We start from the raw sequence: 23118 nt of genomic DNA, 5'->3' as shown, positions 1-23118 counted from the left end.
AGCGAGATGAAATGGGGAAGAACTCGAACCCAGAGCGAGCAGGCACATAAGCAGCAAGGTTCCATTATTGTGCCTGCAGCCGCCGCGTTACTGGTGGGGCTGGTGTTGCTGGGGGCGGCGCACCTGGGGCATAACTTCCATGTGAAGCGGGGGCTGCAAAACGCGGCTGACCTGGCTGCACTGGCGGGGGCGCAGGCCTTGGGTTCCGGGGATGCGCTGGGCTGCCAGCAAGGTGAAAGCATGGCCAGGTTCAGCCTGAATAGCCAGCCCGATTCGCCTGCTGCGGGTTTGACGGGCGATGGTGCCAAAGTCTTTTGCGGTAAATGGAATAGCAGCCACAGTGATCCGGCCCAGCGTTTTGTTTCTTCCTTGCCCGCTGATTCCGTGCGCGTGCATTTGAGCTATCAGCCGCCTTCCCTGTTCCCTTTCTTTACTTCCTCGGTGATTGAGGCGGTTGCCACCGCCAAGAACAGTGAGCCGGTTGCGACCTTCTCCGTGGGCAGTCGCCTTTTGTCCTTGAAGCGCAATGGTCTGGTCTATAACCTGCTGCGCGGCGTGGGCCTGCGCCCGGACCAGTTGACGGTGCTGGACTCGGCCGGTTTGGTCAATGCCAAGATTACGCCTTCCGGTTTGTTGAAAGCCTTGGGATTGCCCGCCACGGTTATCGCAGGAGTGGGTACACCTGAAGAATTGGCCCGGCTGGAGCAGCTGACTTTGGCCGATTTGCTAAGTGCCAGTCTGGCCTTGCTGGACCAGCAAAAAACACTGGGTCTGGACGTTGGGGCCTTGCAGGAATACATCCGCTTGTTGCTGGGCGTCGGGCCTCTGGATTTGCCCGTCAAACTGCTGGGTGAGGGCGGTATTCTGGCCTTGATCGATGGTGTGGATCCCTTGTCGGCCTTGAATGTGAACCTGGACGTGCTGCAACTGGTCAACACGGGACTGGTGGTGGCCAATGGCAAGAATCTGATTGATTTGAACCTGACTGCGCTGCCTTCCGGTTTGACCAATATGTTCAATAACGCCCTGGATTTGCGAGTGCGGGTTGTGGAGCCGCCCAGCATCGCCATGGGCGGGATAGGCACTAAAGCGAACTCGGCAGGTGTGCGAGTCTATCTGAATCTGGATACTTCCAAGATTCCATTGGCCGGCCCGATCCTGAAGGTGCTGGGAACCGAAGTCAGCTTGCCGGTCATTATCGAGTTGTCCCAAGCCACTGGGGAGCTCGTCAATATCTGCCGTGCCCCGATTGCCGAGAATCAGGCCACGATTGCGGTCAAATCCTCCTTGGTGAATGTGTGTCTGGGCAAGTTCCCGCATTCGGATTTCTTCTCGACCAGCAATAGCTGCAAGGACGAATCCTTCGGGCAGATTCAGCGCCATCGTGTCATCAATGTGCTGGGTATCTTGCCTTTGACTGCCAAAGTCACCTTGCCCCTGATTGATACCAAAAACCCGGTTCATGTGACGCTGACCGCGCCTCCGGGCGAGCCTTCGGAAGCAACCGTGAACGCAACTCAGCTGGACTTGTCCCGCAGTGTGCGCCTGCTCTCCGATGCGGTTCTGTCAGGCATTCTGGGCGACTTGCTGAACACGCCCTGGAGTGGCGCTTCCGGTAAACGTCAGATGGCAGAAAGTCTGGTCGGTGATGGGGCGGGCCGCTCAATTTCTGCCGTTGTGAACGAGATGAACTGGTCCAAGGAACGCATGGAGCAACTGTCCCGCACCATGAGCCAGAACGGTTTGATTGGTGTGTTGGGCGGAACTCTGGGCTTTGTCGATAATTTGCTGACAACCCTGCTGGGTGCTCCCTTGAGCGATCTGGCTTGTGTGATTGGCGGTATAGGTGGCCAGAAAGCCATGCGCGAGTGCCGGACAGGCGCGGTAGAGGTGCTGGTCTTTAAAGACTCCAACCTGGTGGGTGCCGTTCTAAGTTTGGTTGTCGCTTTGTTAGACCCTGTATTGCAAGGTTTGAGCACGCTGCTGGAAGAACTGCTGAAGCTGCTGGGCCTGAGCCTGGTCGAGGCGGATGTGAAACTTCATGATGTGCAGTGCGGTACTGCCTATCTGGTGCAATAGGGCGGGAGGCGAATACAGCAATGAGCGTCAGCTTTATGGGTAATGAACCCGTTTTATACGTCTGGGAGGGTAGTTCCGATCTGGTGACGCGTGCCGAGCGCGCCATGGAGCCCAGTTCGGTAGCGGTCATGCGCGTAGAGCCTTCCCTGGTGCTGGACGCCGAGCGTCACCCCACGCGCCATGCAGTTGCATTGGTGTCCGTCAGTGTGATGGCCCAGGGACGTTTTGAACAGCATCAGTGGCTGGTCGAGCATGCCATTCCGGTGATCTGGGTGGCCTCGGAGGACCGAGGCTACGACCCGCGTTTTTACCCCTCGGCCTACTCCTATACTTTGCCGCTGTCTTTCAGTCAGGCTGAGCTGCGCACCCTGGTGGCCAAGCTGGCCGGGCTGACCGCACAGGTCGAGCGCGAAGGGCAGGGTGGTCCTCAACCATTAGTAGCCGTATCGCCTGTGATGCGGGCCTTGATTGCTGAAGCGGATATGTACGCCGATAGCGGGGCCAGTGTTCTGATTCATGGTGAAACAGGTGTGGGCAAAGAACGCATCGCTCAATTGCTGCACGAACGTTCTTCACGAGCGCAAGGGCCCTTTGTTCCGGTGAATTGCGGGGCGGTGCCTGAGGGACTGTTTGAAGCCCACTTCTTCGGCCACGCGAAAGGGGCTTTTACTGGTGCTATTGGTGCTCATAAAGGTTATTTCGAGCAGGCGGATCAAGGCACCTTGTTCCTGGATGAAATTGGGGATTTGCCCCTGCATCAACAGGTCAAATTGCTGCGTGTACTGGAACAGCGTTCCGTGACGCGTCTGGGGTCGACGCAACAGATTCCGGTAGATTTTCGTATGGTGGCCGCTACCAATAAAAACCTCTTGGGACTGGTGCAACAAGGCCAGTTCCGTGCGGACTTGTATTACCGTTTGGCCGTGGTTGAGCTGCTGATTCCGAATCTGGAACAGCGTGGCTCCCAGGAAAAAATCGCCATTTTCTGCGCCTTGCTGGAACAGGCCCTGGAGTGTGACGTCGAGGACATCCCTCAATGGGTTCTGGATGCGGTGGGCAGCATGCGCTTTAACGGCAATGTGCGCGAGCTGGCTAATCTGGTGGAGCGCGTTGCTGTCATGAGCAAGCAGTTTGGGGCCTGGGAGTCGGTGCAGTTGCGGCAAGTGCTGGAACGTTTCAATGCCCCCGTTATGGCCCCGGCTCTGGCTTTGCCTGAAGGTGCGCCCATTCTGGAGCGGCCCGAGCCCGTCATCAGCCTGAGCGCACAGGAGCAGGAAGAGCGTGCACGTATTATTTCGGTTCTGGATACCCAGAACTGGCGACGGCAGGATACCGCTGCTGTATTAGGGATTTCTCGTAAAGTTTTGTGGGAAAAGATGCGCAAATTCAACATAAAGGCACAAGATGCGACAAGCCGCGTTTAGAATACGGGCTGATTCTGTGTATCAAGCTAAACACAAAAAAATTGTTTATCAAGGGATGGGTATGGTGAACCTTAGTCAGAAGACGGCGGTGTTGCTGTCCTTGGGGGGACTTCTTTTCTTGTCAGCGTGCAGCTCGGTGTCTTTGGTGCAGGAGCCAGAGCGGCCCGTGGTCGCGCAAACCCAGGAACAAGAGGTTGAAGAGGTAGCCCCGGTTGCGGCTCCAGCCGCTGCTCCAGCGCCCGCAGCGGCCCCGGCTTATCAAAACACCACTGTGGCTCAGTTGCAGCAGCTGATTCAGGCCCGTGCCGTGCAAGAGCTGCGTACCGCCTATAACGGTCGCTTCGGTGCCAGTCTGTTGTTCTCTGCCGAAAGCATGACCTACTACGTGGCCCTGTTCCAGCAGCGTGAGTTCTGGCGCGTCTTCAAGACCACCGACGAATCCCTGGCCGAGCGCATGTACACCCAGTACCGTCAGGACACGGTGGACTATGCCGCCGCCGATCTGGAGCGCATCAAGCTGCAGGCTGAAGTTGCCAAGGCTGAAAAGCAATTGAATGAAAGCGCCGATCAATTGACCGTGCTGCAGAACGACTTGGCGTTGCAGCGTCAGCAAGAGGCCTTGGCCATTGCTCAGCGCGAGGAGTCCCGTCGCGAAGCCCAGGCGCTGGCCGAACAAGAGCGTGAAGCCCGAGAGCAGTTGCGTGAATTGCAGAGTCAGATCAAGGATCTGGAGCGACAGCGTGCCGGGATGTTGCAGCGTCAACGAGGTCGTTGATCGCTGCAGTAGCAAAGCCTGATTGAAAGCCCGCACAGTCGCAAGACTCTGCGGGTTTTTTAATCGTAAATAAAAAAAGACCCGAAATTCGGGTCTTTTAACTTGCTGCTTGATAGAGGTCTGATGCTACCGCGACAAGTACCGCATTGCCTCTTCCAGCCCTGCGCTGGTGACGGGGTACATATGGTCGGACATCAGGTTTTGGATGATGGCAATGGATTGGCGGTAGGGCCAGTAGGCCTGCGGCTCGGGGTTGAGCCAGGCAATACGTGGCCAGTGGTCGTTCAGTCTTTGCAGCCAGGCTGCGCCGGTTTCCTTGTTGTAGTGCTCGACAGAACCACCTGGGGCCATGATCTCGTAAGGACTCATGGTGGCATCGCCCACGATAATGACGCGCCAGTCCTCGTTGTACTTGCGCAGCAAATCCCAGGTTTCCAGTCGTTCGCTTTGGCGGCGTGAATTGTTCCGCCATACCGATTCATACACGCAGTTATGGAAGTAGTAGGCCTCCAGGTGTTTGAATTCGGAACGTGCGGCCGAGAACAGGGATTCAACCTGGGCGATGTGGTCATCCATGCTGCCGCCTATATCCAGCAGCATCAGCACATTGACGCGGTTTTGTCGCTCGGCCTGCATTTGCAAATCCAGCATGCCCGCATTGCGAGCCGTCTCGCGTATGGTGCTGTCCAGATCCAGCTCGGTAGGGGCACCTTGGCGTGCAAAGCGTCGCAGGCGACGTAGCGCCATCTTGAAGTTGCGTGTGCCCAGCTCTTGCTGGTTGTCGTAGTCCACGAACTCGCGCTTTTCCCAGACCTTGATAGCAGTACGGTTTCCTGCCGAAGGGCCACCAATGCGGATACCTTCGGGATGATAGCCACCATGTCCAAACGGCGAGGAGCCGCCGGTTCCAATCCACTTGTTGCCGCCTGCATGACGCCCTTGCTGCTCTTTCAGACGTTCCTTGAACATCTCCAGCAGCTTTTCCAAGCCATGCTTTTCCAGTGCGGCTTTCTGTTCCGGAGTCAGGTTGCGCGTCAGGGTTTTGCGCAGCCAGTCCTCGGGCAGGGTTTTATCTTTGGCCAGCGCTTCCAGCTGCGGCTGATAGAACTCGCCAAAGGCCAGATCAAAGCGGTCGTAAAGCGTTTCGTCTTTGATAAGAACCAGTCTGGATAGATGATAAAAATCGTCCAGCGTGGGCGGCATGATGCCTTTGCACAAGGCGTCCAGCAGCGTCAGGTGTTCCTGAATGGACACTGGCAGGCCACGTTCACGCAGGTGGTAGAAGAAATCAAGCAACATGGCTGTGCTGCCTTAGTTTGTCCAGCAAGTGGGCGCGGGTATCGGGCCACTCGCCTGCCATCAAGCTGTAGAACATGGTGTCGCGTATCGTGCCATCGCGGCGGATGGCATGGTGGCGGACACGACCATCGAAACGCGCTCCCAGCCGGGTGATGGCTTGCTGAGATTTGAAATTCAGGTGGTCGGTACGCCAGCCCACGACTCCGGCTCCCAAGGTCTCGAACGCATGTTGCAGCAGGAGCAGTTTGGCCGCGGTATTGACGTGGCTGCGTTGGGCGCTGCGCGCGTACCAGGTGTAGCCGATTTCCAGGCGGGCCACTGGCGCAATAATGTCGTGATAGCGCGTAGTGCCGACAGCCCGGTCTGTTCTCAGGTCACGCACCAGAAAGGGCAGCATATGGCCTTGCTCCAGGCCGTCCAGCGCCTTTTTTACATAGTCCTGGGCCTGGCCGGGGGCGGGCACGCTGGTTACACGTACATTCCAAAGTTCGCCATCGGCAGCGGCGGCTTCCAGTAACTCCACGTGCGCCAATTGCAAAGGCTCCAGACGCACGTCCCATCCTTCCAGTGTCACGGGGGCCAATGGCTGGGAAAAAGCGCTTGTTTGCATATCAGCTCCGGCGCTGGCTGCGTTGGCTCATGGCGGCCAGACGCTGCATCAAGGACAAGTCCTGTTCGTTTTTCAGCAAGGCACCGGCCATAGGGGGCAAGCCTTCATCCAGCTCGTGCAGGGCATCGGCAGGAATGTCGTTGGCCAGGAGCAGACGCAGCCAGTCCAGGAATTCCGAGGTAGACGGCTTTTTCTTCAGGCCGGGAACATCTCGCAGGGCAAAGAAGGTATCCAGGGCGCTGGACAGAATGTCGCTGCGCAGATTGGGGTAATGCACCGCCACAATCTGTTCCATGGTTTCGCGCTCGGGGAAGCGAATGTAATGGAAGAAACAGCGGCGCAGGAAGGCGTCGGGCAGGTCTTTTTCATTATTGGAAGTAATGATGATCAAGGGACGATGGCGCGCCTTGACGGTCTGGCGAGTCTCATAGACATGAAACTCCATGCGGTCCAGTTCCTGCAGCAAGTCGTTGGGGAACTCGATGTCGGCCTTGTCGATTTCGTCGATCAGAACAACCGTGGGTTCCTCGGACTCAAACGCTTGCCACAATGTGCCCTGCACAATGTAGTTGCCAATGTCGCGGACTTTTTCATCGCCCAACTGGGAGTCACGCAGACGCGACACCGCATCGTATTCATACAGGCCCTGATGGGCCTTGGTGGTGGACTTGATGTGCCATTGCAGCAGGGGGCGTCCCAGGGCACGGGCCACTTCCAGGGCCAGCAGTGTCTTGCCAGTGCCGGGCTCGCCTTTGATCAACAAAGGACGTTGTAGCGTCAAAGCGGCGTTGACGGCCAGCTTCAAATCATCAGTGGCAACGTACTGATCGGTGCCTTCAAAACGGGTCGTAGTAGTCATAAATCGGCTCAAACTTGTACTTAAAATGTTGATCTGTCAAGAATAGAAACTCGGGTATAAATACTAGTATCAGTCATCCTTGGCAATTATCATACAATCGACTCAGTACTCGTCGGTCAGCATCACAGAGCCAGGTGTCGCGTTGATTCCTTTTTTGCTGCAATAGACGCAGAGCCTGACCCGGACCGTTTTCAACTCCACGACAAAGCGAATAGCGATGATGAAGTTGCAAATGAAGCGGTATGTCTCTTTCTTTCTTCTGGCCTCAAGCTCCTGTCTGCCCTGGGCAGCCCAGGCGCAGGATTCCGAGCCGATCAAGGCCAATCCCGAGGCGGCGCGCGACAAGATCTCCATGTGTATAGGCTGTCATGGCTTGCCCGGTTACAAGGCCAGCTTTCCCGAGGTCTATCACGTCCCCATGATTGCCGGGCAGGGCGCTGCTTATATAGAAGCAGCACTCAAGGAGTATGCCAGCGGCGCTCGAACCTTCCCCACCATGCAAGCCATTGCGCTGAGCTTGTCCGAACAGGACATGGCGGATATTGCCGCGTATTACGCGGGCAACAAACCTTGAGGACGGGGAGGCACCTATGAGAAAAACAGTCTTGCTGGTGGCAATGGGGCTGATGGCCGGGGTGGCCGGTCAGGCAATAGCCGCTGAGGATCTGGCCAAGGCAGGCGGGGAAGCCTGGAAGAATCTGAATTGCGCATCCTGTCATGGCGACGATGCGAAAACGCCCTTGAACCCGGAATATCCCATTCTGGCCGGTCAGCATGCCGATTATTTGCGGCAGGCCTTGATGGCTTACAAGCGTGGGCAGGCCGGGGCACCGGCAACGTCCAATATCCGCAAGAATGCCGTTATGGGGGCTATGGCCAATACCATGAGCCAGGCGGATATCGACAGTATCTCCGTATGGCTGTCGCGTCAGCCCGGCCCCTTGAGCATTAGAAAGTAAGGCAGCCTGCGGCTTTAGTCGCGCGTGCTGTGGCGCAAAATCAATTCGATATAGCGCTCGTTGTTCAGCGGTGTGCCCAGACGTTGTGCTTCCCAGATCACCTCGCCCAGCGCTTCCATAATGATGTGCGCTGCGGCGTGCTGATCGTGCCGGGTCAATAAGCGCTGATACGCCGCCTTGATGCCCGGAGGCTGGTCAATGGACAGTTGTTCATTGATAGCCAGGTGCATGGACAGATGCAGGAAGGGGTTGCTGCGTCCTTGCTCCACGGAATAGTCCTGGTTGACGGCGTCGGCGTTGCGCAAGTCGTCGTGGTATTCAGGGTGCTGTTGCACCAGATCCACCGCCATGGTTTCCAGAGCGGTCAGCAGATGACCACTTTGGTGCTTGTCCCAAGCTTCAATGAAAAATTGGCGAACCTGCTCGCGAGAGGGGTTGAACATGGTGGAATCGAGATAAAAATAGTCAGAAAATGCGAATCTTCGGCGCGCGTTTTGCGTGAAATGGTGGGGGCGCAAGGCCGGCACAAGCTGCAATCGGGGCCGTGTAGAATGGATAAGTTGCCAAGAATGCAAGCATTTTTGGCAAGCTTTGAGTTTACAGGTGCCTGAATACGCGCGAATTAAGTTAAACTCTTATATAAGACTTCGGAAACGCGAAAGCGTTCCGTGTTTAGCTATCCCTAATATTGGAGCACAACTGGAGCATCCATGTCCTATCAGCATATCAAGATCCCCGCGTCGGGGCAGAAAATTACAGTTAACGCGGATTTTTCCCTGAATGTTCCCGATCAACCCATTATTCCTTACATCGAGGGTGATGGTACGGGCGTGGATATTTCGCCAGTCATGATCAAAGTGGTCGACGCTGCTGTTGCCAAGGCTTATGGCGGCAAGCGCAAGATCGAATGGATGGAAGTGTTCGCCGGTGAAAAATCCACCAAGGTGTACGGTTCTGACGTCTGGCTGCCAGAAGAAACTCTGGATGCCGTTAAAGACTACGTCGTGTCCATCAAAGGCCCTCTGACCACTCCCGTTGGCGGCGGCATCCGTTCCCTGAACGTGGCCCTGCGTCAGCAACTGGACCTGTACGTCTGCCTGCGCCCAGTGCGCTACTTCAAGGGTGTTCCTTCGCCTGTGCGTGAGCCAGAAAAGACCGAAATGGTCATTTTCCGCGAGAACTCCGAAGACATTTACGCCGGTATTGAATTTGCTGCCGAGTCCGAAAGCGCCAAGAAGCTGATCGACTTCCTGCAAAACACCCTGGGCGTGAACAAGATTCGCTTCCCCAATACCTCCGGTATCGGTGTCAAGCCTGTTTCCCGCGAAGGTACCGAGCGCCTGGTGCGCAAGGCCATCCAGTACGCCATCGATAACGATCGCTCTTCCGTGACCATTGTTCACAAGGGCAACATCATGAAGTTCACCGAAGGTGGCTTCCGTGATTGGGCTTACGAACTGGCTCAAAAGGAATTTGGCGCTGAATTGATCGACGGCGGCCCATGGTGCAAATTCAAGAATCCCAAGACTGGTCGCGAGATCATCGTCAAGGATTCGATTGCTGACGCCTTCCTGCAACAGATTCTGCTGCGTCCTGCCGAGTACGACGTTATTGCCACACTGAACCTGAACGGCGACTACATCTCCGACGCTCTGGCTGCTCAAGTGGGTGGTATCGGTATCGCTCCCGGTGCCAACCTGTCCGACTCCGTGGCCATGTTCGAAGCTACCCACGGTACTGCTCCCAAGTACGCTGGCAAAGACTACGTGAACCCAGGTTCGCTGATCCTGTCTGCCGAAATGATGCTGCGTCACATGGGCTGGACCGAAGCTGCTGACCTGATCATCTCCAGCATGGAAAAATCCATCACCTCGCGTAAAGTGACTTATGACTTTGCCCGTCTGATGGAAGGCGCGACTCAAGTGTCCTGCTCCGGCTTTGGCGATGTCATGATCGAAAACATGTAATGAATACAGGCTGTTAAAGCCGGTTTTCTACATGAGAAACCGCCGACCTTCGGGTCGGCGGTTTTTTTTCGTCTCATGCTGGCGCAGGCCATTTTTTTCTCTTTTTTCTGCTTTGCTTGTGCTCAAAATATTTTTGATCGTTACTTTTATGCAATTAAAAATAAGCTTGGTGCATGATTTTTACTAGGTGAAAACCCGAATAAACTCAATAAAACAAGCGGGTTTAGCGTTTTTCATGATTATTGATATTGCGATTAACTGACGATAGCTATAAATTTGCCATATCAAATAATTCTAAGGAGCTGTTATGACTATCACAGGAGCTACATTGGTCGCCGAGCGCGAGCGGATCACCGTTACCCAGGCGCCATCCCGTCAGGAGACAGAGGAGATTCTGGAGCGTATCCACGAGATCGGCCCGCTGCTACGTGAGTTGGCCCCGCAGGCTGACCGTAATCGCATGTTGTCAGACGAGGCGGTTCAGGCTTTGGAGTCCACCGGGGCCTGGCGCATTTCGGCCTTGAAGCGCTACGGCGGTTATGAGGGTGGGGCGGAGATGCTCTTGCAATGTGCCAGCGCCGTGGGCTATTACGATCCGGCAGCAGCCTGGTGTGTGGTGATCTCTAATGGTTCGGTCATGCTGGCCAACCGCTTTAGCGATGCCATGCTCGATGAGGTGTTTGCAGACGGTCCAATCCGTGCAGCGTCCATTTTTGCCCAACCCCAAGGCACGGCAACGCCGGATGGCGATGGCTGGTGCATTACGGGCAAGTGGCCTTTTGCCTCGAACAGCAATCACTCGGACTGGGCACTGGGGATTTTGTTCATCAAGGAAAACGAGCAGGTCGAGCCCACCGTGGGCTTTGTGCTGATGCGTCGTGATGAGTTTGAAATTCAGGATACCTGGTACACCATCGGTATGCGCGGCTCGGGCTCCAACACCATGGTGGCAGAAAACCTGTGGGTGCCCAAAGAGCGCCTGATTACGTTTCAGCAACTGATGGGCGATGTGCAGGAGCAAGATCCCTTGGCTACATTTGGTCGTCGTTTGACGCCGCACCTGACCATGTCCACCTGCATTCAAGCGCCATCTTTAGGGGCCGCGCAAGCCGCCGTGGATTTCACTACTGGTGTCAGTGGCAAGCGCGGCATTACCTATACCCATTACAAGAAGCAGTCGGATTCGGGGGCGTTTGTGCAGAACCTGGGAACGGCCAGTATTCAGATTGATGGTGCCCGCTTATTGCTGGAACGCGCTGCGGCTCAAATTGATGCTGCTGCCTCTGGCACCGTGCCCATGCCTTTGGAATTGCGCGCCCGTCACCGCGCCGGAATCGGCCATGCCGGACACGAACTGGTGGATGCGGTGAACAATCTGTGCTGGTTACATGGCACGGCCTCTTTTGCGGAAAACAGTTTGCTGGGCCGCATGTGGCGGGATATCAATACAGGTACTCGCCATGCTTCGATTACCGCCCCTATGGGTTATGAGCTACACGGTAACGGCATGACCGGTACACCTTACATTTCCAACAAGCTCTAAACCATGACGGCGACATTGCTGGTCAATGCTCCCTCACGACGTTGTCATGCCGATGGCGTAGAGGTGCAGGCCTGGTATGGCCTGCGTTACGCCCAGGGTACGCGTCGTTTTGAAGCGGCGCAGGCGGCGACGGGGCGAGTGGCAGCGACCTCTCTGGATCAGGTGCCCTTATTCCCGCAGCGCCCCAGCCGCCTTGCGGCGGTGATGGGTGCAGGCAGTGCCAATCCGCAATCTGAAGATGCTTATTTTCTGAATGTGTGGGCTCCCGCCCAAGCGCAAGGTCTGCCTGTGCTGTTCTTTGTCCACGGTGGAGCCTGGATGAGTGGCGGCGCTTCTTTGGATTGGTATGACGGCACCCGCCTGGCAGCGCAGGGCATGGTGGTGGTCAATGTGAATTACCGTCTGGGTGCCTTGGGGCACCTGGGCGATGCACAAGCTGATGATTTGCCTTTGCCGGCAGCCGACCTGCTCTTGGCACTGCAGTGGGTGAAAGATCGTATCCATGCCTTTGGCGGAGACCCGGACAAGATTACCTTGATGGGGCAATCGGCGGGCGGCTGGTATGCGCATTTGCTCAGCGTGCTGGAGTCCACACGAGGTTGGATTGATCGTGTGGCTTTGCTTAGCATGGGAACGCGCACGCCGTGGTCACCCGAGCAACAAAGAAAAACCACAGAGCGCCTGCGACAAAGCCTGGGTGATCAGTGGCTGACGGCGAACGTGGATATCTTGATGCAGCACGGCATGATGGCCTTGGACAAAGAGCCGCCACGTTTGGCTCATGCTCCTTCGGCATTCTTGCCTGTGGCCAGCGCCGGGATGCCGCCCGACTTCTTGAATCCTGACTGGGCGGCACAAGCCTGCCATGCGCAGGCGGTGTATCTGCGTTGTACTGCCCAAGAGTCCTCGGTGTTCTTTTTTGACGTGCCTTTTCATCGGCAGGCGACGCAAGAGCAGGTCGATCAGGCTTTGGGTGTATGGCCTGTGGGAGATTTGCCAGACAGCCTGCTGCGAAATGGGGTGTATCAGGGAGCAGGTTCGGGTCTGACGCCGTATCAGCAAGTGGTGGCCGCGTCGTCCTGGTTGCAATTCCAGCGTTTTCCCACGCAGTATGCGGCTAGTCTGAAAGCAGCGGGGCGCTCGGTGGTCTGGAGTGGCTTCATGGAACAAAGCCCGCTTGAAGCGGTGTTCAGCGGGCATTGTTTTGATTTGCCTTTCCAGTTTGGCAACTTCCGGGCCTGGCAGGATGCACCCATGATGCAGGGGGTGACGCCGGAGCGGTTTGAGCGCGTCGCCCAGGATTTGATGGGCGACATTGCACGCTTTGCAGGGGCCTGAGTAAAGGAGCAGGTTTACTCCGTGCCGCGGGCCTTCCAGTTTGGAATGGCCTGCTGCACGTGTTGCGAGCTCAAGGGACTAAGCAGTCGATGCAAGTCACCGAACAATTTGCGGGCGGTATTGCCTACCCAGTTGTCTGGCAATAGCTCGGGTGCCAGGCCTGGGTCCAGAAAGGGCAGTCTGCGCCAGCGTGTCACCATAGGCATATAGAGTCGGAAGGCTTCCAAAGGGTCGGCCGTGCCTTGGCGTAAAGCGGTTTGCCACGCCTCAACTTCGTGTTGATATGAGTTCAAGAAGGACTGGTACTCATTGGCCAGCTTGTCCCAATTCCACCAGCGGGAGATCTTTTCCTGAATATCGCTCAGGCCGCTGGGTTCGCAGGTGAACAGCTCAATATAGGGCCAGAGCTGGTGCTCGCGTATGTACTCGACAGCCTCTGCCTGCAAGCGCGCCGGACCTATATACAGGCCCGCATTTACCGTGCCAAACCCCATGCGAGCCAAGCCTGTACGAATCTTGTGACGGTTCTGGCGTTCGCTTTCCGGAACGGAGAAGGAGACCAGCAGCCAGGGGTCCCGAATATTCATGGAGGGGGTGGAAAAAATCCGCTCGTCACCGGCCTGCATATGCGGCTCCAGTTCGGCCGCCAAGGCATAGCCTTTGCCCGAGGCGGCTTGTTGGCTAACTAGCACGCCTTTTTTCTTAAGCCGGGAAATGGCGGAGCGCACGCTGGACGGTTCAGCACCCAGGTCGGCCAGTAGTTGAACCACGCTGGCCACGGGAATGATGACGCCGGTGGGGCGGGCGAACAGGCCGTAGAGCGTCAGAATGTAGTGGTGCGGGGCAAGTTGCTCGTGCTCGCCATGGTCTCGGCTAGCGATGAACTCATCAATCGCGACGCTTGCTTTCATTCTGTTTTCCGGTGGTGGGGCTGATTGCTACCCATTTTTGATAGTAGGTTTGTAGCGGGCCATTTTACCGTGCGTGCCCCGGCGGCGCTAGCGTAGCCGCACTGGGGCTGCTTGCGTCCTGTTTGCCAGGGCGCCAGCTTGAGCTTCTTAGGGCAGGCTTTTCTCCAGCACGCTGTCCAGCACGACGATGTCCTGAATGTGCGGGGCGATGGCATCCAGCATGGCCTGGTGAGCATCACTTTGTCTGTAGGCGTCCAGTGCTTCTTGAGTGTGGAATACAGAAAGCAGGGCATGGCTGTAGCGCGCCGAGCTGCGTGACAGGTTCGGCACCCATTCAAAGCGTTCTATGCCGGAGCATTCCTGATGTATGCGGATAAAGGCCTGGTCCAGCTTGGGTGCGAGTTCCGGGCTGACAGGGGTGTGGGGTGCCATCAAAACGATATGTAGATACATGCTGTCCTTGTGGATTCCGGGAGGTTTTAAGCTCATTAATTATTGCAAATAAATAATGACGAAAGATAATACGCAATAATATTGGGTTGAATTGTATAGGCCTATAGCTTTTAAAACGACGAATTTTCATAGGGTTAATACCTAAATTCAACAAAAACCATCCTTGTTTGTCTATTTTGTTATTGCAAATAAATGACGATCGAAACAGAATTGAGGCCAAGCGAGTGTGTTGTCGCAGAGCTCGCCTCATTTTGGGTTTTGGGTCTTTAACGCCTGAGCAGAGTCATCGTCATGAAAGAAAACATAAGTGGGTTGGGAGCCAGGGTGGTGCGCGAAGCCTTCGGACATTTTCCATCCGGGGTAGCGGCCATTGCCGCCGTACTCGATGGCAAGCCGCAAGTCATTGTTGCGTCCAGTTTTTCCGTAGGGGTTTCGCTGGATCCGCCTTTGGCCGCCTTTTTTGTGCAGAAAAGTTCCTCGACCTGGGCGCTGCTGTCTCGCGCCTCGCGTCTGGGGGTGTCAATTTTGAGTGCTGAACATGCGGCTATTTGCCGTCAGCTGGCCGGACCGGACAAGGACAGCCGATTCAGCGATATCGAGGTCGAGCTGACCGAGGAGGGGGCCGTCCATATACAAGGGGCATCAGTCTGGTTTGACTGCAGTGTTTTTCAAGTGCATCCCGCCGGGGACCACGATGCCGTGCAATTGCTTATCCACGATGTGCAGATCGAGCGCGAAATCTCGCCACTGATCTTTCATCGTTCTCGTTTCACGCAGTTGGTGGCCTGAGCCACCGGATCAAAAACAATAAACAAGAAGCATAACTATCACAGTGAAGGGGACATCTCTTGGACGCACATACACCATCTTTGCGCGAGCAGCCCATGACTGCCGCGCAGCGTCGACGCGTTATTTTGGGGGTTGGGGCGGGTAACGCCCTGGAGTGGTACGACTGGACGGCTTATTCGATTTTTGCCGCTTATTTTGCCAAGCAGTTTTTCCATAGTGAGGACCCGCTGGCGGCTTTGCTGGGCACACTGGCAGTATTTGCTGTGGGTTTTTTCATGCGCCCGCTGGGAGGCATCTTTTTTGGCTGGTTGGCCGATCGCAAGGGGCGGCGTTTCACCATGACCCTGTCCATGCTGGTGACAGCCTTGGGCAGTTTGGTGATTGGTATTGCTCCTACGTATGACATGGTGGGGCCGATTGCCGCCTTGTTTTTGTTGATGGGCCGTTTGTTGCAAGGGATTGGCCACGGTGGGGAGGTGGTTTCTTCCTTCACCTATGTCACCGAAATGGCACCTGCTCATAAACGTGGGCTGTGGTCTTCCTCCGTGTTTGTGTTTGTCACGATCGGGGTATTGGCGGCTGTGTTGCTCAGTGCCTGCCTGACCAGTCTGCTGGGTGAGGATGTTGTTCGGGCCTGGGCATGGCGTGTGCCTTTTGTCTTGGGTGGGGCCTTGGGGGTATATGCGCTGTATCTGCGTAGAAAGCTGGATGAAACTCCCATGTTCAAAGCCCGTCAGGCCGCAGCGCAAGCGGCAGGCAAAACGGCACGCCCGGGCGCACGCGTGTTCTGGTCGGAGGTCTGGAAGTATCGCAGTGCCTGCTTGCGCGTATTTGCCTTGTCGGCCGGCGGCACCGTGCTGTATTACGTCTGGGCCATCATGGCGCCCACCTTTGCTATTACCTCCCTGGGCATGCCTGCCGCCAAAGTGATGTGGGTGGGGGTAGGGGCCAATCTTTTCCTGATTCTGTGCCTGATTTTCTGGGGCGCATTTTCGGATCGTTTTGGTCGCAAGGCGAACTGGTATTTCTTCTCCATCGGTTCAATCATCAGCATCATCCCGCTGACCATGGTGCTGACCGGCGGCCAGGGCGAGATCTGGCGTCTGGTGGTGTTCATGGCGGGCGGCATGCTGTTGATCTCGGCACCCACCGCCATCATGCCGGCCTTTTTCCCCGAGCAGTTTCCGACCCGCATTCGTGCGGTTGCCATGGGCTTGCCCTATTCGGTTGCTGGTGCCCTGACGGGCGGGACCGCTCCCTATTTGCAAGCCTGGCTGCATTCCATCAATCAAAAACAGGTTTTTGACTGGTACCTGATCGGCCTGTGTGTTCTGGCTTTGTGGGCCACCATTGCCTCGCCCGAGACCAAGGGCAAGGATTTGCACGACTGATGTGTATAGGCGCTGCCCGGCTGAAAGAGCCGCGCAGCGCCTTTTTTGAATTTTCTAGGAGTAGTGAGATGTTGCGTGAGCATATTGAAGGTAAGTGGATTGCTGATTTTGTAGAAGTGTTTGGACTATGCAAAGTACAACCCGGCGAAATGGCAGTCGTGCTGTCCGAGACGCAATCGCGCTCCGTGCTGGCCGAGCTGGCTGAGTTGGCCCTGACGCAAATGGGGGCACGGGTTTGCCATGTGAAACTGGTCTCGCCACGTCTGAAAAGCAATATTGCCCTGCGCTCGACCGGGACGTCTTTGGCGCTGGAAGGTATGGACCCGATTGTCCAGGCTTTGGCAGGCAGCCAGTTCATTGTGGACTGCACCGTAGAAGGGCTGCTGCATTCGCCCGAGCGTGCCGCACTGCTGGCCAAAGGTGCCCGCATCATGATGATTAGCGACGAGCATCCCGAGATTCTGGAACGGGTCAAACCCAGTCCTGATTTGCAAAGCAAGTGCGATATTGGCGGCAAGCTGATTACCGATGCCAGTGTCATGCACATTAGCTCCGAAGCCGGTACGGACCTGACGGTCAGCCTGGCGGGTGTGATCGGGCGCGGCAGTGCCGGGATAGCCGACAAGCCGGGCAGCTTTGGGTATTGGCCTGCTGGCCTGTGCATTTGCTACCCCAGCAATGGCAGTGTGAATGGCACGCTGGTGCTGGATAGTGGAGATGTGAACCTGACCTTCAAGCGCTATCTGGAATCAGCCGTAACCTTGCGCATCGAAAACGATTATGTCGTGGCTATTGAGGGCAAGGGCGTGGATGCCGATTTGATCCGCTCCTATTACGCCAGTTGGAATGACAAGGATGCCTATGCGGTCAGTCATGTGGGCTGGGGCATGGCGCCGGCGGCACGCTGGGACTCCATGGCTATGTATGACAAGCGCGATACCAACGGAACCGAGTTGCGCGCCTTTGCCGGTAACTTCCTTTTCTCTACGGGCGCAAATCCAGCGGCTGGCCGTTTCTCCGATTGCCACTTCGACTACCCAATGCGCAATTGCACGGTTAGCCTGGATGGCCGTGAAGTCGTCAGCAAGGGGGTGTTGCAAGGCGATCTGGCCTAAAGCGCTAGCCAGGGCGGTACCAGCAGGAGAATGGGCCTACAGAGCCCGGCCGGCTGAGGCCGCCCTTTGATATTCCGTGGTACAAAACCAAGCTCAATGGTTTATGGCTAGATGATTCAATAGTCATCAAGCTGTGCAGGCGTGTCGTTGCTGCTATTTTGTTTTGTGTGAAGGCAGCGCGACCCAGCCTTGCTTTGTTTTCAAGGGTACGGATTATGCGCGAAGGATTGGAGAAGCTACTGGCGGCAGGCAAGGATAATGCTTTGTTGCGCTTTGGCCTGGGCAATGCCTGTATGGGCGAGGGCGATTTGGAAGCGGCTCGCGAACATTTGTCCAAAGCCGTGGAAATGAATCCGCGTTACACCGCAGCCTGGAAGCTGTTGGGCCGGGTGCTGGTGAACCTGGAGCAATTCAAACAGGCCAGGGAAATTCTGGAGCAGGGCTTGGTGATTGCCCAAGAGCAGGGCGACAAGCAGGCTGAGAAAGAAATGCAGGTGTTTTTGAAGCGGGCCGTGAAGGCTTTGGACCAGGCAGCAGAATAAAGACTGCGAATGGGCGACTGATATTTTCTTACCATGCGGGTATCAGTGCATTCCCTAAGTGTGACAGCTTTATAAATGGGGCACAATACGTTTCATGCAGGTGAGGAGACATAGCCCCGCAACGCTGGGCAATAAAGACCGAAATAAAACGGTCACTATTATAAAAGCAATAGGCAGTACAACATAACAACAACAAAAAAAAGGCCAGCGAAAGCTGGCCTTTTTTACGTCTGTACCTAATGGAAAAAATCAAACGCCGGGTTCGGACATGGCTTGCAGCACCAGTTTGACGGCACCTTGCCCACCTTCGTTGGGCGCGCATTCCATATAAGCCAGAACGCTGGGCAGCTGGGTTAACCAGCGACGCACGGCATGACGCAAAACGGGTTCGCCATTGCGCGAGCCGTAGCCCGTGCCATGGACAATTCGTACACAGCGCACGCCGTGCTCCAGACAGGAGCGCAGAAAGTTGTCCAGTCGCTCGCGGGCCTGTTCCAGATCCGAGCCATGCAAATCCAGGCTGGACTCAATCGGCCAACGGTTGCGTTCCAGATCGCGCAAGACATCGGGGCCACAGCCAGCACGCAAATGTCGTAGATCGTTGCTTTCACCTTGCACGCTGACATATTGGTCAGAGGCCTGGGGCAGGGCTGGCGTACTGGTGGGCGCACCTACCGCGTGGCGACGACGTTGCTCCAACTGTTCCGGGCTAGCCGCAGGACGGCTCATGACTACGCTTTGACCGCGTTTTTTCAAGGGGGCGACGTCCCGCATGGACTGGCGTAGCCAGGCCCTGTCGCTGGGGTCCAATAAGGAAACGGGGTCTTGGGCCGCTGTAGCATTACTGGCAGGAGCCAGTTTGGCTGGCTTGCCACCGGGATCCGGTGGACGGGGGCGCTTGCGAGCCTGGGGACGGGCGGGGGCCGGGGACGGATTGAGATCCTGGCGGACCTGACCTTGTAACTTCTTCAGGTCTGCCAGACTACGCCCTACGGCTTTGGGCTTATTTGTTTTCATCCAACCAGCGCTGTGCGTCCAGGGCGGCCATGCAACCGCTGGCTGCACTGGTAATGGCCTGACGATAGATATTGTCTTGCACATCGCCCGCGGCAAAGACGCCAGGAACGGAAGTCATGGTGGCCATGCCTTTCAGACCGCTGCGAGTCGTGATGTAGCCGTCGTGCATTTCCAGCTTGCCTTCAAAGATCCCGGTGTTGGGCTTGTGGCCGATGGCGATAAAGGCACCAGTCACAGCCAGGTCTTCAGTGGCCTGGGTCTGGTTATTGATGATGCGCACACCTGTCACGCCCGAAGCATCGCCCAGCACTTCTTGCAGTTCGCTGTGCAGTTTCAGCTGGATATTGCCATTCTGGACGCGGTCCATCAGCTTGTCGGTCAGGATGGGTTCGGAACGGAAGGTATCGCGACGGTGAATCAAGGTCACGGTCTTGCAAATATTGGACAGGTACAGGGCTTCTTCCACGGCGGTATTGCCACCACCGACTACGACCACGTCCTGGTTCTTGTAGAAGAAACCATCACATGTTGCGCAACCGGACACGCCACGGCCCATGAATTCCTGCTCGGTTGGCAGGCCCAGGTATTGGGCAGAGGCGCCTGTCGCAATAATCAGCGAATCGCAGGTGTAGACTGTGCCACTATCACCATTCAGGGTCAGGGGACGGGTGGAAAGATCAACCGAGGACACCATGTCAAAGATTAATTCTGTTTCGAATCGTTCCGCATGAGCCTGGAAACGTGCCATAAGATCAGGTCCCTGGACGCCTTGGGCATCGGCTGGCCAGTTATCTACATCTGTGGTGGTCATCAGTTGGCCACCTTGCTCCATGCCGGTGACCAAGACGGGGTTGAGGTTGGCGCGGGCTGCGTAGATCGCTGCGGTATAGCCGGCCGGGCCTGAGCCCAGAATGAGTACTTTTGCGTGCTTAGTAGTCGACATCACAGAAAATCCGAAAAAGACGATCTCCAATTATAATGAGTCCATGGCAAGAATACCTGCAACATCCCCTCGTTCGTCCCGGTCATCCAAAAATGTGCGTAATGGGCCTTCAGCCCTGCAACAGCGCCTGACAGGACTGCTGCGCGAAGCACGGTGGATTATCTTCGCTGCTCTGGCAGCCTGGCTGGGCCTGGTACTGGCAACCTGGGATCCGGGCGATCCCGGCTGGTCGCATTCCGTGCACTCGGGTCTGACCCAAAACGGCGGGGGCATCTTTGGTGCCCATATCGCCGATTTCCTCTTGTTTCTGTTTGGTCTGACGGCCTGGCTTTGGGTGGTGCTGCTGGTGCAGCGCGTGGCCGTGGGCTTTTACCGTCTGACCGCTTTGCTTTTGCCCAGCACTAAAAACGAGGATGTTCTGCCTCGGGTGCGCTGGGAAATTGGCATAGGCTTTTTCTTTTTGTTTCTGGGCAGCATGGGCCTGGAATCGCTGTTTTTTAAAGATCTGGGCCAGCAATGGCAGCTCCCTGCGGGGGCTGGTGGGCAGTTAGGCCAATTATTATCGCAACTATTAGTAACTTCGATAGGCTTTGGTGGAGCCTCTCTGGTGCTGATGGGCCTGCTCGCTGGCGGAGCCAGTTTGTTCTTCGGTTTTTCCTGGCTGACGTTGGCAGAACGTCTGGGCGGCTTCATTGAGGGGACGATTCGCCGTTTGATGACTTTCTGGTCAGCCCGTCAGGATCGTCGCGTGGGCGAGGTCAAACGTGCCGAGCGCACGGAAAGCGTGGTCGCCAAGCAGGAGCAACTGGTCCACGAACAGCCTGTGCGTATCGAACCTGCTTTTGTGGCTGTGCCCAAATCCGAGCGCGTCGAGAAAGAGAAGCAGCAGACCTTGTTCAAGGCGCCTCGTCAGGCTGGCGAAGCGGGCGATTTGCCTCCGCTGTCCCTGCTGGACCCCGCCTCTGACAATGTAGAAACGGTGTCGCCGGAAACCATTGAGTTCACCTCGCGCCTGATTGAAAAGAAATTGTCGGACTTCGGTGTTGCTGTGACGGTGGTGACCGCCCAGGCGGGGCCGGTCATTACGCGCTACGAGATTGAGCCTGCCACCGGCGTGAAGGGTAGCCAGATCGTGAATCTGGCCAAAGACCTGGCCCGTGCCTTGAGTCTGGTCAGCATCCGGGTGGTGGAAACTATTCCCGGGAAAAACCTGATGGGCCTGGAACTGCCCAACCCCCGCCGCCAAATGGTGCGTCTGGAGGAAATCGTAGGCTCGCAGACCTATCACAGCAGTGCTTCCTTGCTGACCATGGCTTTGGGCAAGGATATTGCCGGTAAACCCGTGGTGGCGGATCTGGCCAAGATGCCTCATTTGCTGGTGGCAGGTACAACCGGCTCCGGTAAGTCCGTGGGGATTAACGCCATGATTCTGTCGCTGCTGTACAAGGCAGACCCGGCAGACGTGCGCCTGATCCTGATCGACCCCAAGATGCTGGAAATGAGTGTCTATGAAGGCATTCCTCATTTGCTGGCTCCGGTGGTCACGGATATGCGTCTGGCCTCCAACGCCTTGAACTGGTGTGTGGCCGAAATGGAAAAACGCTACCGCTTGATGAGCAAGCTGGGCGTGCGTAATTTGGCCGGTTACAACGCCAAGATACGCGAAGCGCAAAAGCGTGAAGAGCCTATCCCCAATCCTTTCTCTTTGACGCCGGACGCTCCCGAGCCGTTGTCTGTTCTGCCCATGATTGTCGTCATTATTGACGAGTTGGCAGACTTGATGATGGTGCAGGGCAAGAAGATCGAAGAGTTGATTGCTCGTTTGGCCCAGAAAGCCCGTGCGGCTGGTATCCACCTGATTCTGGCTACTCAGCGCCCTAGCGTGGACGTGATTACAGGTCTGATCAAGGCGAACATTCCTACCCGTATTGCTTTTCAGGTGTCTTCCAAAATCGACTCGCGCACCATTCTGGATCAGATGGGTGCGGAAACCTTGCTGGGCATGGGCGATATGCTCTATCTGCCGCCCGGTACAGGCTTGCCTAAACGAGTGCACGGCGCTTTTGTCAGCGATGAGGAAGTTCACCGCGTGGTTGAACACTTGAAAGAACACGGCGAACCCGATTACATCGAAGGCCTGCTGGAAGGTGCTGTCGAAGGCGAATCGGGTGAGGGGGTCAACCCCGCTACTGGCATGGTCGATGCTGAAGCGGACCCGCTGTACGACCAGGCTGTTCAAGTCATTATCAAGAATCGTCGCGCTTCGATTTCGTCGGTGCAGCGTCATTTGCGTATTGGTTACAACCGGGCAGCCCGACTGCTGGAACAAATGGAACAAGCCGGTCTGGTATCGGCTATGCAGCCTAACGGTAACCGTGAAATTCTGGTCCCCGCAGGAGGTGCCAAAGATGAAGATTAAGACACTGCTGGTCAGCATGTTGCTGGCCACTACACCTGCCTTGACCATGGCCGCTTCGGCCAGCGAGCAATTGCGCTCTTTTGTGCAAGATGTGCGTGCTGCGAAAGGCGAGTTTTCCCAGCGTACGGTCGATAGCAACGGCCAGTCCAAAGGTGCGCCGCAATCCGGGCAATTCGTGTTTCAGCGCCCTGGACAGTTCAAATGGCATGTGCAACGCCCTTATGAACAATTGATCGTGTCTGACGGCAAGCTGCTTTATCAATACGACCCGGATCTGGCCCAGGTCACCGAGCGTGGTGTGGACCAGTCCATCGGCGCTTCGCCTGCTGCGATCTTGTTTGGTACTGGCAATCTGGAAGACTCCTTCCGTCTGGTTGAGCAAGATGCACGGGATGGATTGGAGTGGATCCGAGCCACACCGTTGCAAAGCGATGCCGGCTTTTCCTACGTAGACATCGGCTTCAAGGATCGTGAGCCACGTCGTCTGGAGTTGCAGGACTCGTTCGGGCAAACCACGTATATCGACTTCACCGGCTTGGAACCGAACCCTCGGATTACCTTGGGTACCTTCACGTTCAAGGCTCCTGCCGGAGTGGATGTCGTCTCCATGCCTTGATGCACATTCTGTTTTTGTGCAGCTATCGTCAGGGTCAGCACTTAGCTGGCTCTGACAAAACAAGTTTTC

22 protein-coding genes are annotated in these 23118 nt (G+C 56.2%); 14 read left to right on the top strand and 8 right to left on the bottom strand.

Annotation, left to right across the window (positions count from 1 at the left end):
* The first annotated feature begins 6 nt into the window (after positions 1–6).
* The 3 genes from M2Q46_RS07435 to M2Q46_RS07425 all read left to right on the top strand — a co-directional run bounded on the left by M2Q46_RS07435 (position 7) and on the right by M2Q46_RS07425 (position 4278).
* Positions 7–2079, top strand: coding sequence for a pilus assembly protein TadG-related protein (locus tag M2Q46_RS07435; protein ID WP_302356964.1), 2073 nt, complete (start codon positions 7–9; stop codon positions 2077–2079).
* Between the two features lie 20 nt (positions 2080–2099).
* Complete coding sequence (locus M2Q46_RS07430; protein ID WP_009456771.1) at positions 2100–3503, top strand: sigma 54-interacting transcriptional regulator; 1404 nt, start codon at positions 2100–2102, stop codon at positions 3501–3503.
* A 61-nt stretch (positions 3504–3564) separates the two neighbouring features.
* Positions 3565–4278 carry a DUF2968 domain-containing protein gene (locus tag M2Q46_RS07425; protein ID WP_235332504.1) on the top strand — a complete coding sequence of 238 codons (714 nt, stop codon included), beginning with the start codon at positions 3565–3567 and terminating at the stop codon, positions 4276–4278.
* A 126-nt stretch (positions 4279–4404) separates the two neighbouring features.
* Here the strand turns inward: M2Q46_RS07425 and M2Q46_RS07420 are convergent, their stop codons facing one another.
* From M2Q46_RS07420 to M2Q46_RS07410, 3 genes are read right to left on the bottom strand one after another with little or no spacing between them, the layout of a single operon-like run.
* Complete coding sequence (locus M2Q46_RS07420) at positions 4405–5577, bottom strand: VWA domain-containing protein (RefSeq protein ID WP_302356963.1); 1173 nt, start codon at positions 5575–5577, stop codon at positions 4405–4407.
* Positions 5567–6187, bottom strand: a complete 621-nt coding sequence (locus tag M2Q46_RS07415) for a GNAT family N-acetyltransferase (RefSeq protein WP_083053245.1) — start codon at positions 6185–6187, stop codon at positions 5567–5569. Before M2Q46_RS07415 ends, M2Q46_RS07420 begins: the two co-directional genes overlap by 11 nt.
* A gap of 1 nt (position 6188) precedes the next feature.
* Entirely contained in the window at positions 6189–7046 is an 858-nt protein-coding gene (locus M2Q46_RS07410; RefSeq protein ID WP_009456767.1) for a MoxR family ATPase, read from the bottom strand.
* A gap of 232 nt (positions 7047–7278) precedes the next feature.
* On the opposite strand from M2Q46_RS07410, the gene M2Q46_RS07405 reads away from it, so the two are divergent.
* Positions 7279–7620 (top strand): c-type cytochrome, encoded by a 342-nt coding sequence (locus M2Q46_RS07405; RefSeq protein ID WP_031232637.1) that lies wholly within the window; start codon positions 7279–7281, stop codon positions 7618–7620.
* Between the two features lie 16 nt (positions 7621–7636).
* Positions 7637–8005, top strand: a complete 369-nt coding sequence (locus M2Q46_RS07400; protein WP_137431148.1) for a c-type cytochrome — start codon at positions 7637–7639, stop codon at positions 8003–8005.
* A 14-nt stretch (positions 8006–8019) separates the two neighbouring features.
* On the opposite strand, the gene M2Q46_RS07395 is transcribed toward M2Q46_RS07400, so the two are convergent.
* Positions 8020–8448, bottom strand: a complete 429-nt coding sequence (locus tag M2Q46_RS07395; RefSeq protein WP_009456762.1) for a DUF1841 family protein — start codon at positions 8446–8448, stop codon at positions 8020–8022.
* Between the two features lie 267 nt (positions 8449–8715).
* On the opposite strand from M2Q46_RS07395, the gene icd reads away from it, so the two are divergent.
* From icd to M2Q46_RS07380, 3 genes are all read left to right on the top strand, one after another.
* On the top strand, positions 8716–9972 hold the full coding sequence (gene icd, locus M2Q46_RS07390; RefSeq protein WP_026483219.1) for an NADP-dependent isocitrate dehydrogenase: 1257 nt from the start codon (positions 8716–8718) through the stop codon (positions 9970–9972).
* Positions 9973–10279: 307 nt separating this feature from the next.
* Entirely contained in the window at positions 10280–11515 is a 1236-nt protein-coding gene (locus M2Q46_RS07385) for an acyl-CoA dehydrogenase (protein ID WP_302356961.1), read from the top strand.
* 3 nt (positions 11516–11518) lie between these two features.
* On the top strand, positions 11519–12853 hold the full coding sequence (locus M2Q46_RS07380; RefSeq protein WP_302356960.1) for a carboxylesterase family protein: 1335 nt from the start codon (positions 11519–11521) through the stop codon (positions 12851–12853).
* Positions 12854–12867: 14 nt separating this feature from the next.
* On the opposite strand, the gene M2Q46_RS07375 is transcribed toward M2Q46_RS07380, so the two are convergent.
* Together M2Q46_RS07375 and M2Q46_RS07370 are read right to left on the bottom strand one after the other, a co-directional pair.
* A complete protein-coding gene (locus M2Q46_RS07375; RefSeq protein WP_302356959.1) occupies positions 12868–13764 on the bottom strand; it encodes a PaaX family transcriptional regulator C-terminal domain-containing protein in 897 nt (298 codons plus the stop codon).
* Between the two features lie 147 nt (positions 13765–13911).
* Positions 13912–14253: a Dabb family protein gene (locus tag M2Q46_RS07370; protein WP_302356957.1), complete on the bottom strand. Its 342-nt coding sequence runs from the start codon at positions 14251–14253 to the stop codon at positions 13912–13914.
* 255 nt (positions 14254–14508) lie between these two features.
* Between M2Q46_RS07370 and M2Q46_RS07365 the strand changes: the two genes are divergently transcribed.
* The 4 genes from M2Q46_RS07365 to M2Q46_RS07350 all read left to right on the top strand — a co-directional run bounded on the left by M2Q46_RS07365 (position 14509) and on the right by M2Q46_RS07350 (position 18054).
* Entirely contained in the window at positions 14509–15006 is a 498-nt protein-coding gene (locus M2Q46_RS07365; RefSeq protein ID WP_009456753.1) for a flavin reductase family protein, read from the top strand.
* 59 nt (positions 15007–15065) lie between these two features.
* Entirely contained in the window at positions 15066–16397 is a 1332-nt protein-coding gene (locus M2Q46_RS07360; RefSeq protein WP_235484276.1) for an MFS transporter, read from the top strand.
* Positions 16398–16465: 68 nt separating this feature from the next.
* A complete protein-coding gene (locus M2Q46_RS07355; protein WP_009456751.1) occupies positions 16466–17512 on the top strand; it encodes a hypothetical protein in 1047 nt (348 codons plus the stop codon).
* Positions 17513–17727: 215 nt separating this feature from the next.
* Positions 17728–18054, top strand: a complete 327-nt coding sequence (locus M2Q46_RS07350; protein WP_009456744.1) for a tetratricopeptide repeat protein — start codon at positions 17728–17730, stop codon at positions 18052–18054.
* 249 nt (positions 18055–18303) lie between these two features.
* Here M2Q46_RS07350 and M2Q46_RS07345 read toward each other — a convergent pair whose 3' ends face one another.
* Both M2Q46_RS07345 and trxB read right to left on the bottom strand, forming a co-directional pair.
* The gene (locus tag M2Q46_RS07345) at positions 18304–19071 is read right to left on the bottom strand and encodes a Smr/MutS family protein (protein ID WP_302356956.1); all 768 of its coding nucleotides are present in this window, start codon (positions 19069–19071) and stop codon (positions 18304–18306) included.
* Positions 19058–20014 carry a thioredoxin-disulfide reductase gene (gene trxB / locus M2Q46_RS07340; protein ID WP_009456742.1) on the bottom strand — a complete coding sequence of 319 codons (957 nt, stop codon included), beginning with the start codon at positions 20012–20014 and terminating at the stop codon, positions 19058–19060. The genes M2Q46_RS07345 and trxB overlap by 14 nt, the downstream gene beginning before the upstream one ends.
* Positions 20015–20057: 43 nt before the next feature.
* Here trxB and M2Q46_RS07335 point away from each other — a divergent pair, with 43 nt between their 5' ends.
* Positions 20058–22433 (top strand): DNA translocase FtsK, encoded by a 2376-nt coding sequence (locus tag M2Q46_RS07335; protein WP_031232634.1) that lies wholly within the window; start codon positions 20058–20060, stop codon positions 22431–22433.
* Positions 22423–23049 carry an outer membrane lipoprotein chaperone LolA gene (gene lolA / locus M2Q46_RS07330; RefSeq protein ID WP_009456740.1) on the top strand — a complete coding sequence of 209 codons (627 nt, stop codon included), beginning with the start codon at positions 22423–22425 and terminating at the stop codon, positions 23047–23049. Before M2Q46_RS07335 ends, lolA begins: the two co-directional genes overlap by 11 nt.
* Positions 23050–23118 lie beyond the last annotated feature (69 nt).

It is taken from the genome of Alcaligenes sp. YSL9, from assembly GCF_030515105.1.
GTDB classification, from domain to species: domain Bacteria; phylum Pseudomonadota; class Gammaproteobacteria; order Burkholderiales; family Burkholderiaceae_B; genus Alcaligenes; species Alcaligenes phenolicus.
Note: the sequence above shows the minus strand (reverse complement) of the source record. Positions and strands in the feature narration are given on the sequence as shown.

Coding starts and splice junctions, on each gene's coding strand:
- M2Q46_RS07435 (WP_302356964.1), top strand. CDS start 7: ATGAAATGGGGAAGAACTCGAACCCAGAGCGAGCAGGCACATAAGCAG.
- M2Q46_RS07430 (WP_009456771.1), top strand. CDS start 2,100: ATGAGCGTCAGCTTTATGGGTAATGAACCCGTTTTATACGTCTGGGAG.
- M2Q46_RS07425 (WP_235332504.1), top strand. CDS start 3,565: ATGGTGAACCTTAGTCAGAAGACGGCGGTGTTGCTGTCCTTGGGGGGA.
- M2Q46_RS07420 (WP_302356963.1), bottom strand. CDS start 5,577: ATGTTGCTTGATTTCTTCTACCACCTGCGTGAACGTGGCCTGCCAGTG.
- M2Q46_RS07415 (WP_083053245.1), bottom strand. CDS start 6,187: ATGCAAACAAGCGCTTTTTCCCAGCCATTGGCCCCCGTGACACTGGAA.
- M2Q46_RS07410 (WP_009456767.1), bottom strand. CDS start 7,046: ATGACTACTACGACCCGTTTTGAAGGCACCGATCAGTACGTTGCCACT.
- M2Q46_RS07405 (WP_031232637.1), top strand. CDS start 7,279: ATGAAGCGGTATGTCTCTTTCTTTCTTCTGGCCTCAAGCTCCTGTCTG.
- M2Q46_RS07400 (WP_137431148.1), top strand. CDS start 7,637: ATGAGAAAAACAGTCTTGCTGGTGGCAATGGGGCTGATGGCCGGGGTG.
- M2Q46_RS07395 (WP_009456762.1), bottom strand. CDS start 8,448: ATGTTCAACCCCTCTCGCGAGCAGGTTCGCCAATTTTTCATTGAAGCT.
- icd (WP_026483219.1), top strand. CDS start 8,716: ATGTCCTATCAGCATATCAAGATCCCCGCGTCGGGGCAGAAAATTACA.
- M2Q46_RS07385 (WP_302356961.1), top strand. CDS start 10,280: ATGACTATCACAGGAGCTACATTGGTCGCCGAGCGCGAGCGGATCACC.
- M2Q46_RS07380 (WP_302356960.1), top strand. CDS start 11,519: ATGACGGCGACATTGCTGGTCAATGCTCCCTCACGACGTTGTCATGCC.
- M2Q46_RS07375 (WP_302356959.1), bottom strand. CDS start 13,764: ATGAAAGCAAGCGTCGCGATTGATGAGTTCATCGCTAGCCGAGACCAT.
- M2Q46_RS07370 (WP_302356957.1), bottom strand. CDS start 14,253: ATGAGCTTAAAACCTCCCGGAATCCACAAGGACAGCATGTATCTACAT.
- M2Q46_RS07365 (WP_009456753.1), top strand. CDS start 14,509: ATGAAAGAAAACATAAGTGGGTTGGGAGCCAGGGTGGTGCGCGAAGCC.
- M2Q46_RS07355 (WP_009456751.1), top strand. CDS start 16,466: ATGTTGCGTGAGCATATTGAAGGTAAGTGGATTGCTGATTTTGTAGAA.
- M2Q46_RS07350 (WP_009456744.1), top strand. CDS start 17,728: ATGCGCGAAGGATTGGAGAAGCTACTGGCGGCAGGCAAGGATAATGCT.
- M2Q46_RS07345 (WP_302356956.1), bottom strand. CDS start 19,071: ATGAAAACAAATAAGCCCAAAGCCGTAGGGCGTAGTCTGGCAGACCTG.
- trxB (WP_009456742.1), bottom strand. CDS start 20,014: ATGTCGACTACTAAGCACGCAAAAGTACTCATTCTGGGCTCAGGCCCG.
- M2Q46_RS07335 (WP_031232634.1), top strand. CDS start 20,058: ATGGCAAGAATACCTGCAACATCCCCTCGTTCGTCCCGGTCATCCAAA.
- lolA (WP_009456740.1), top strand. CDS start 22,423: ATGAAGATTAAGACACTGCTGGTCAGCATGTTGCTGGCCACTACACCT.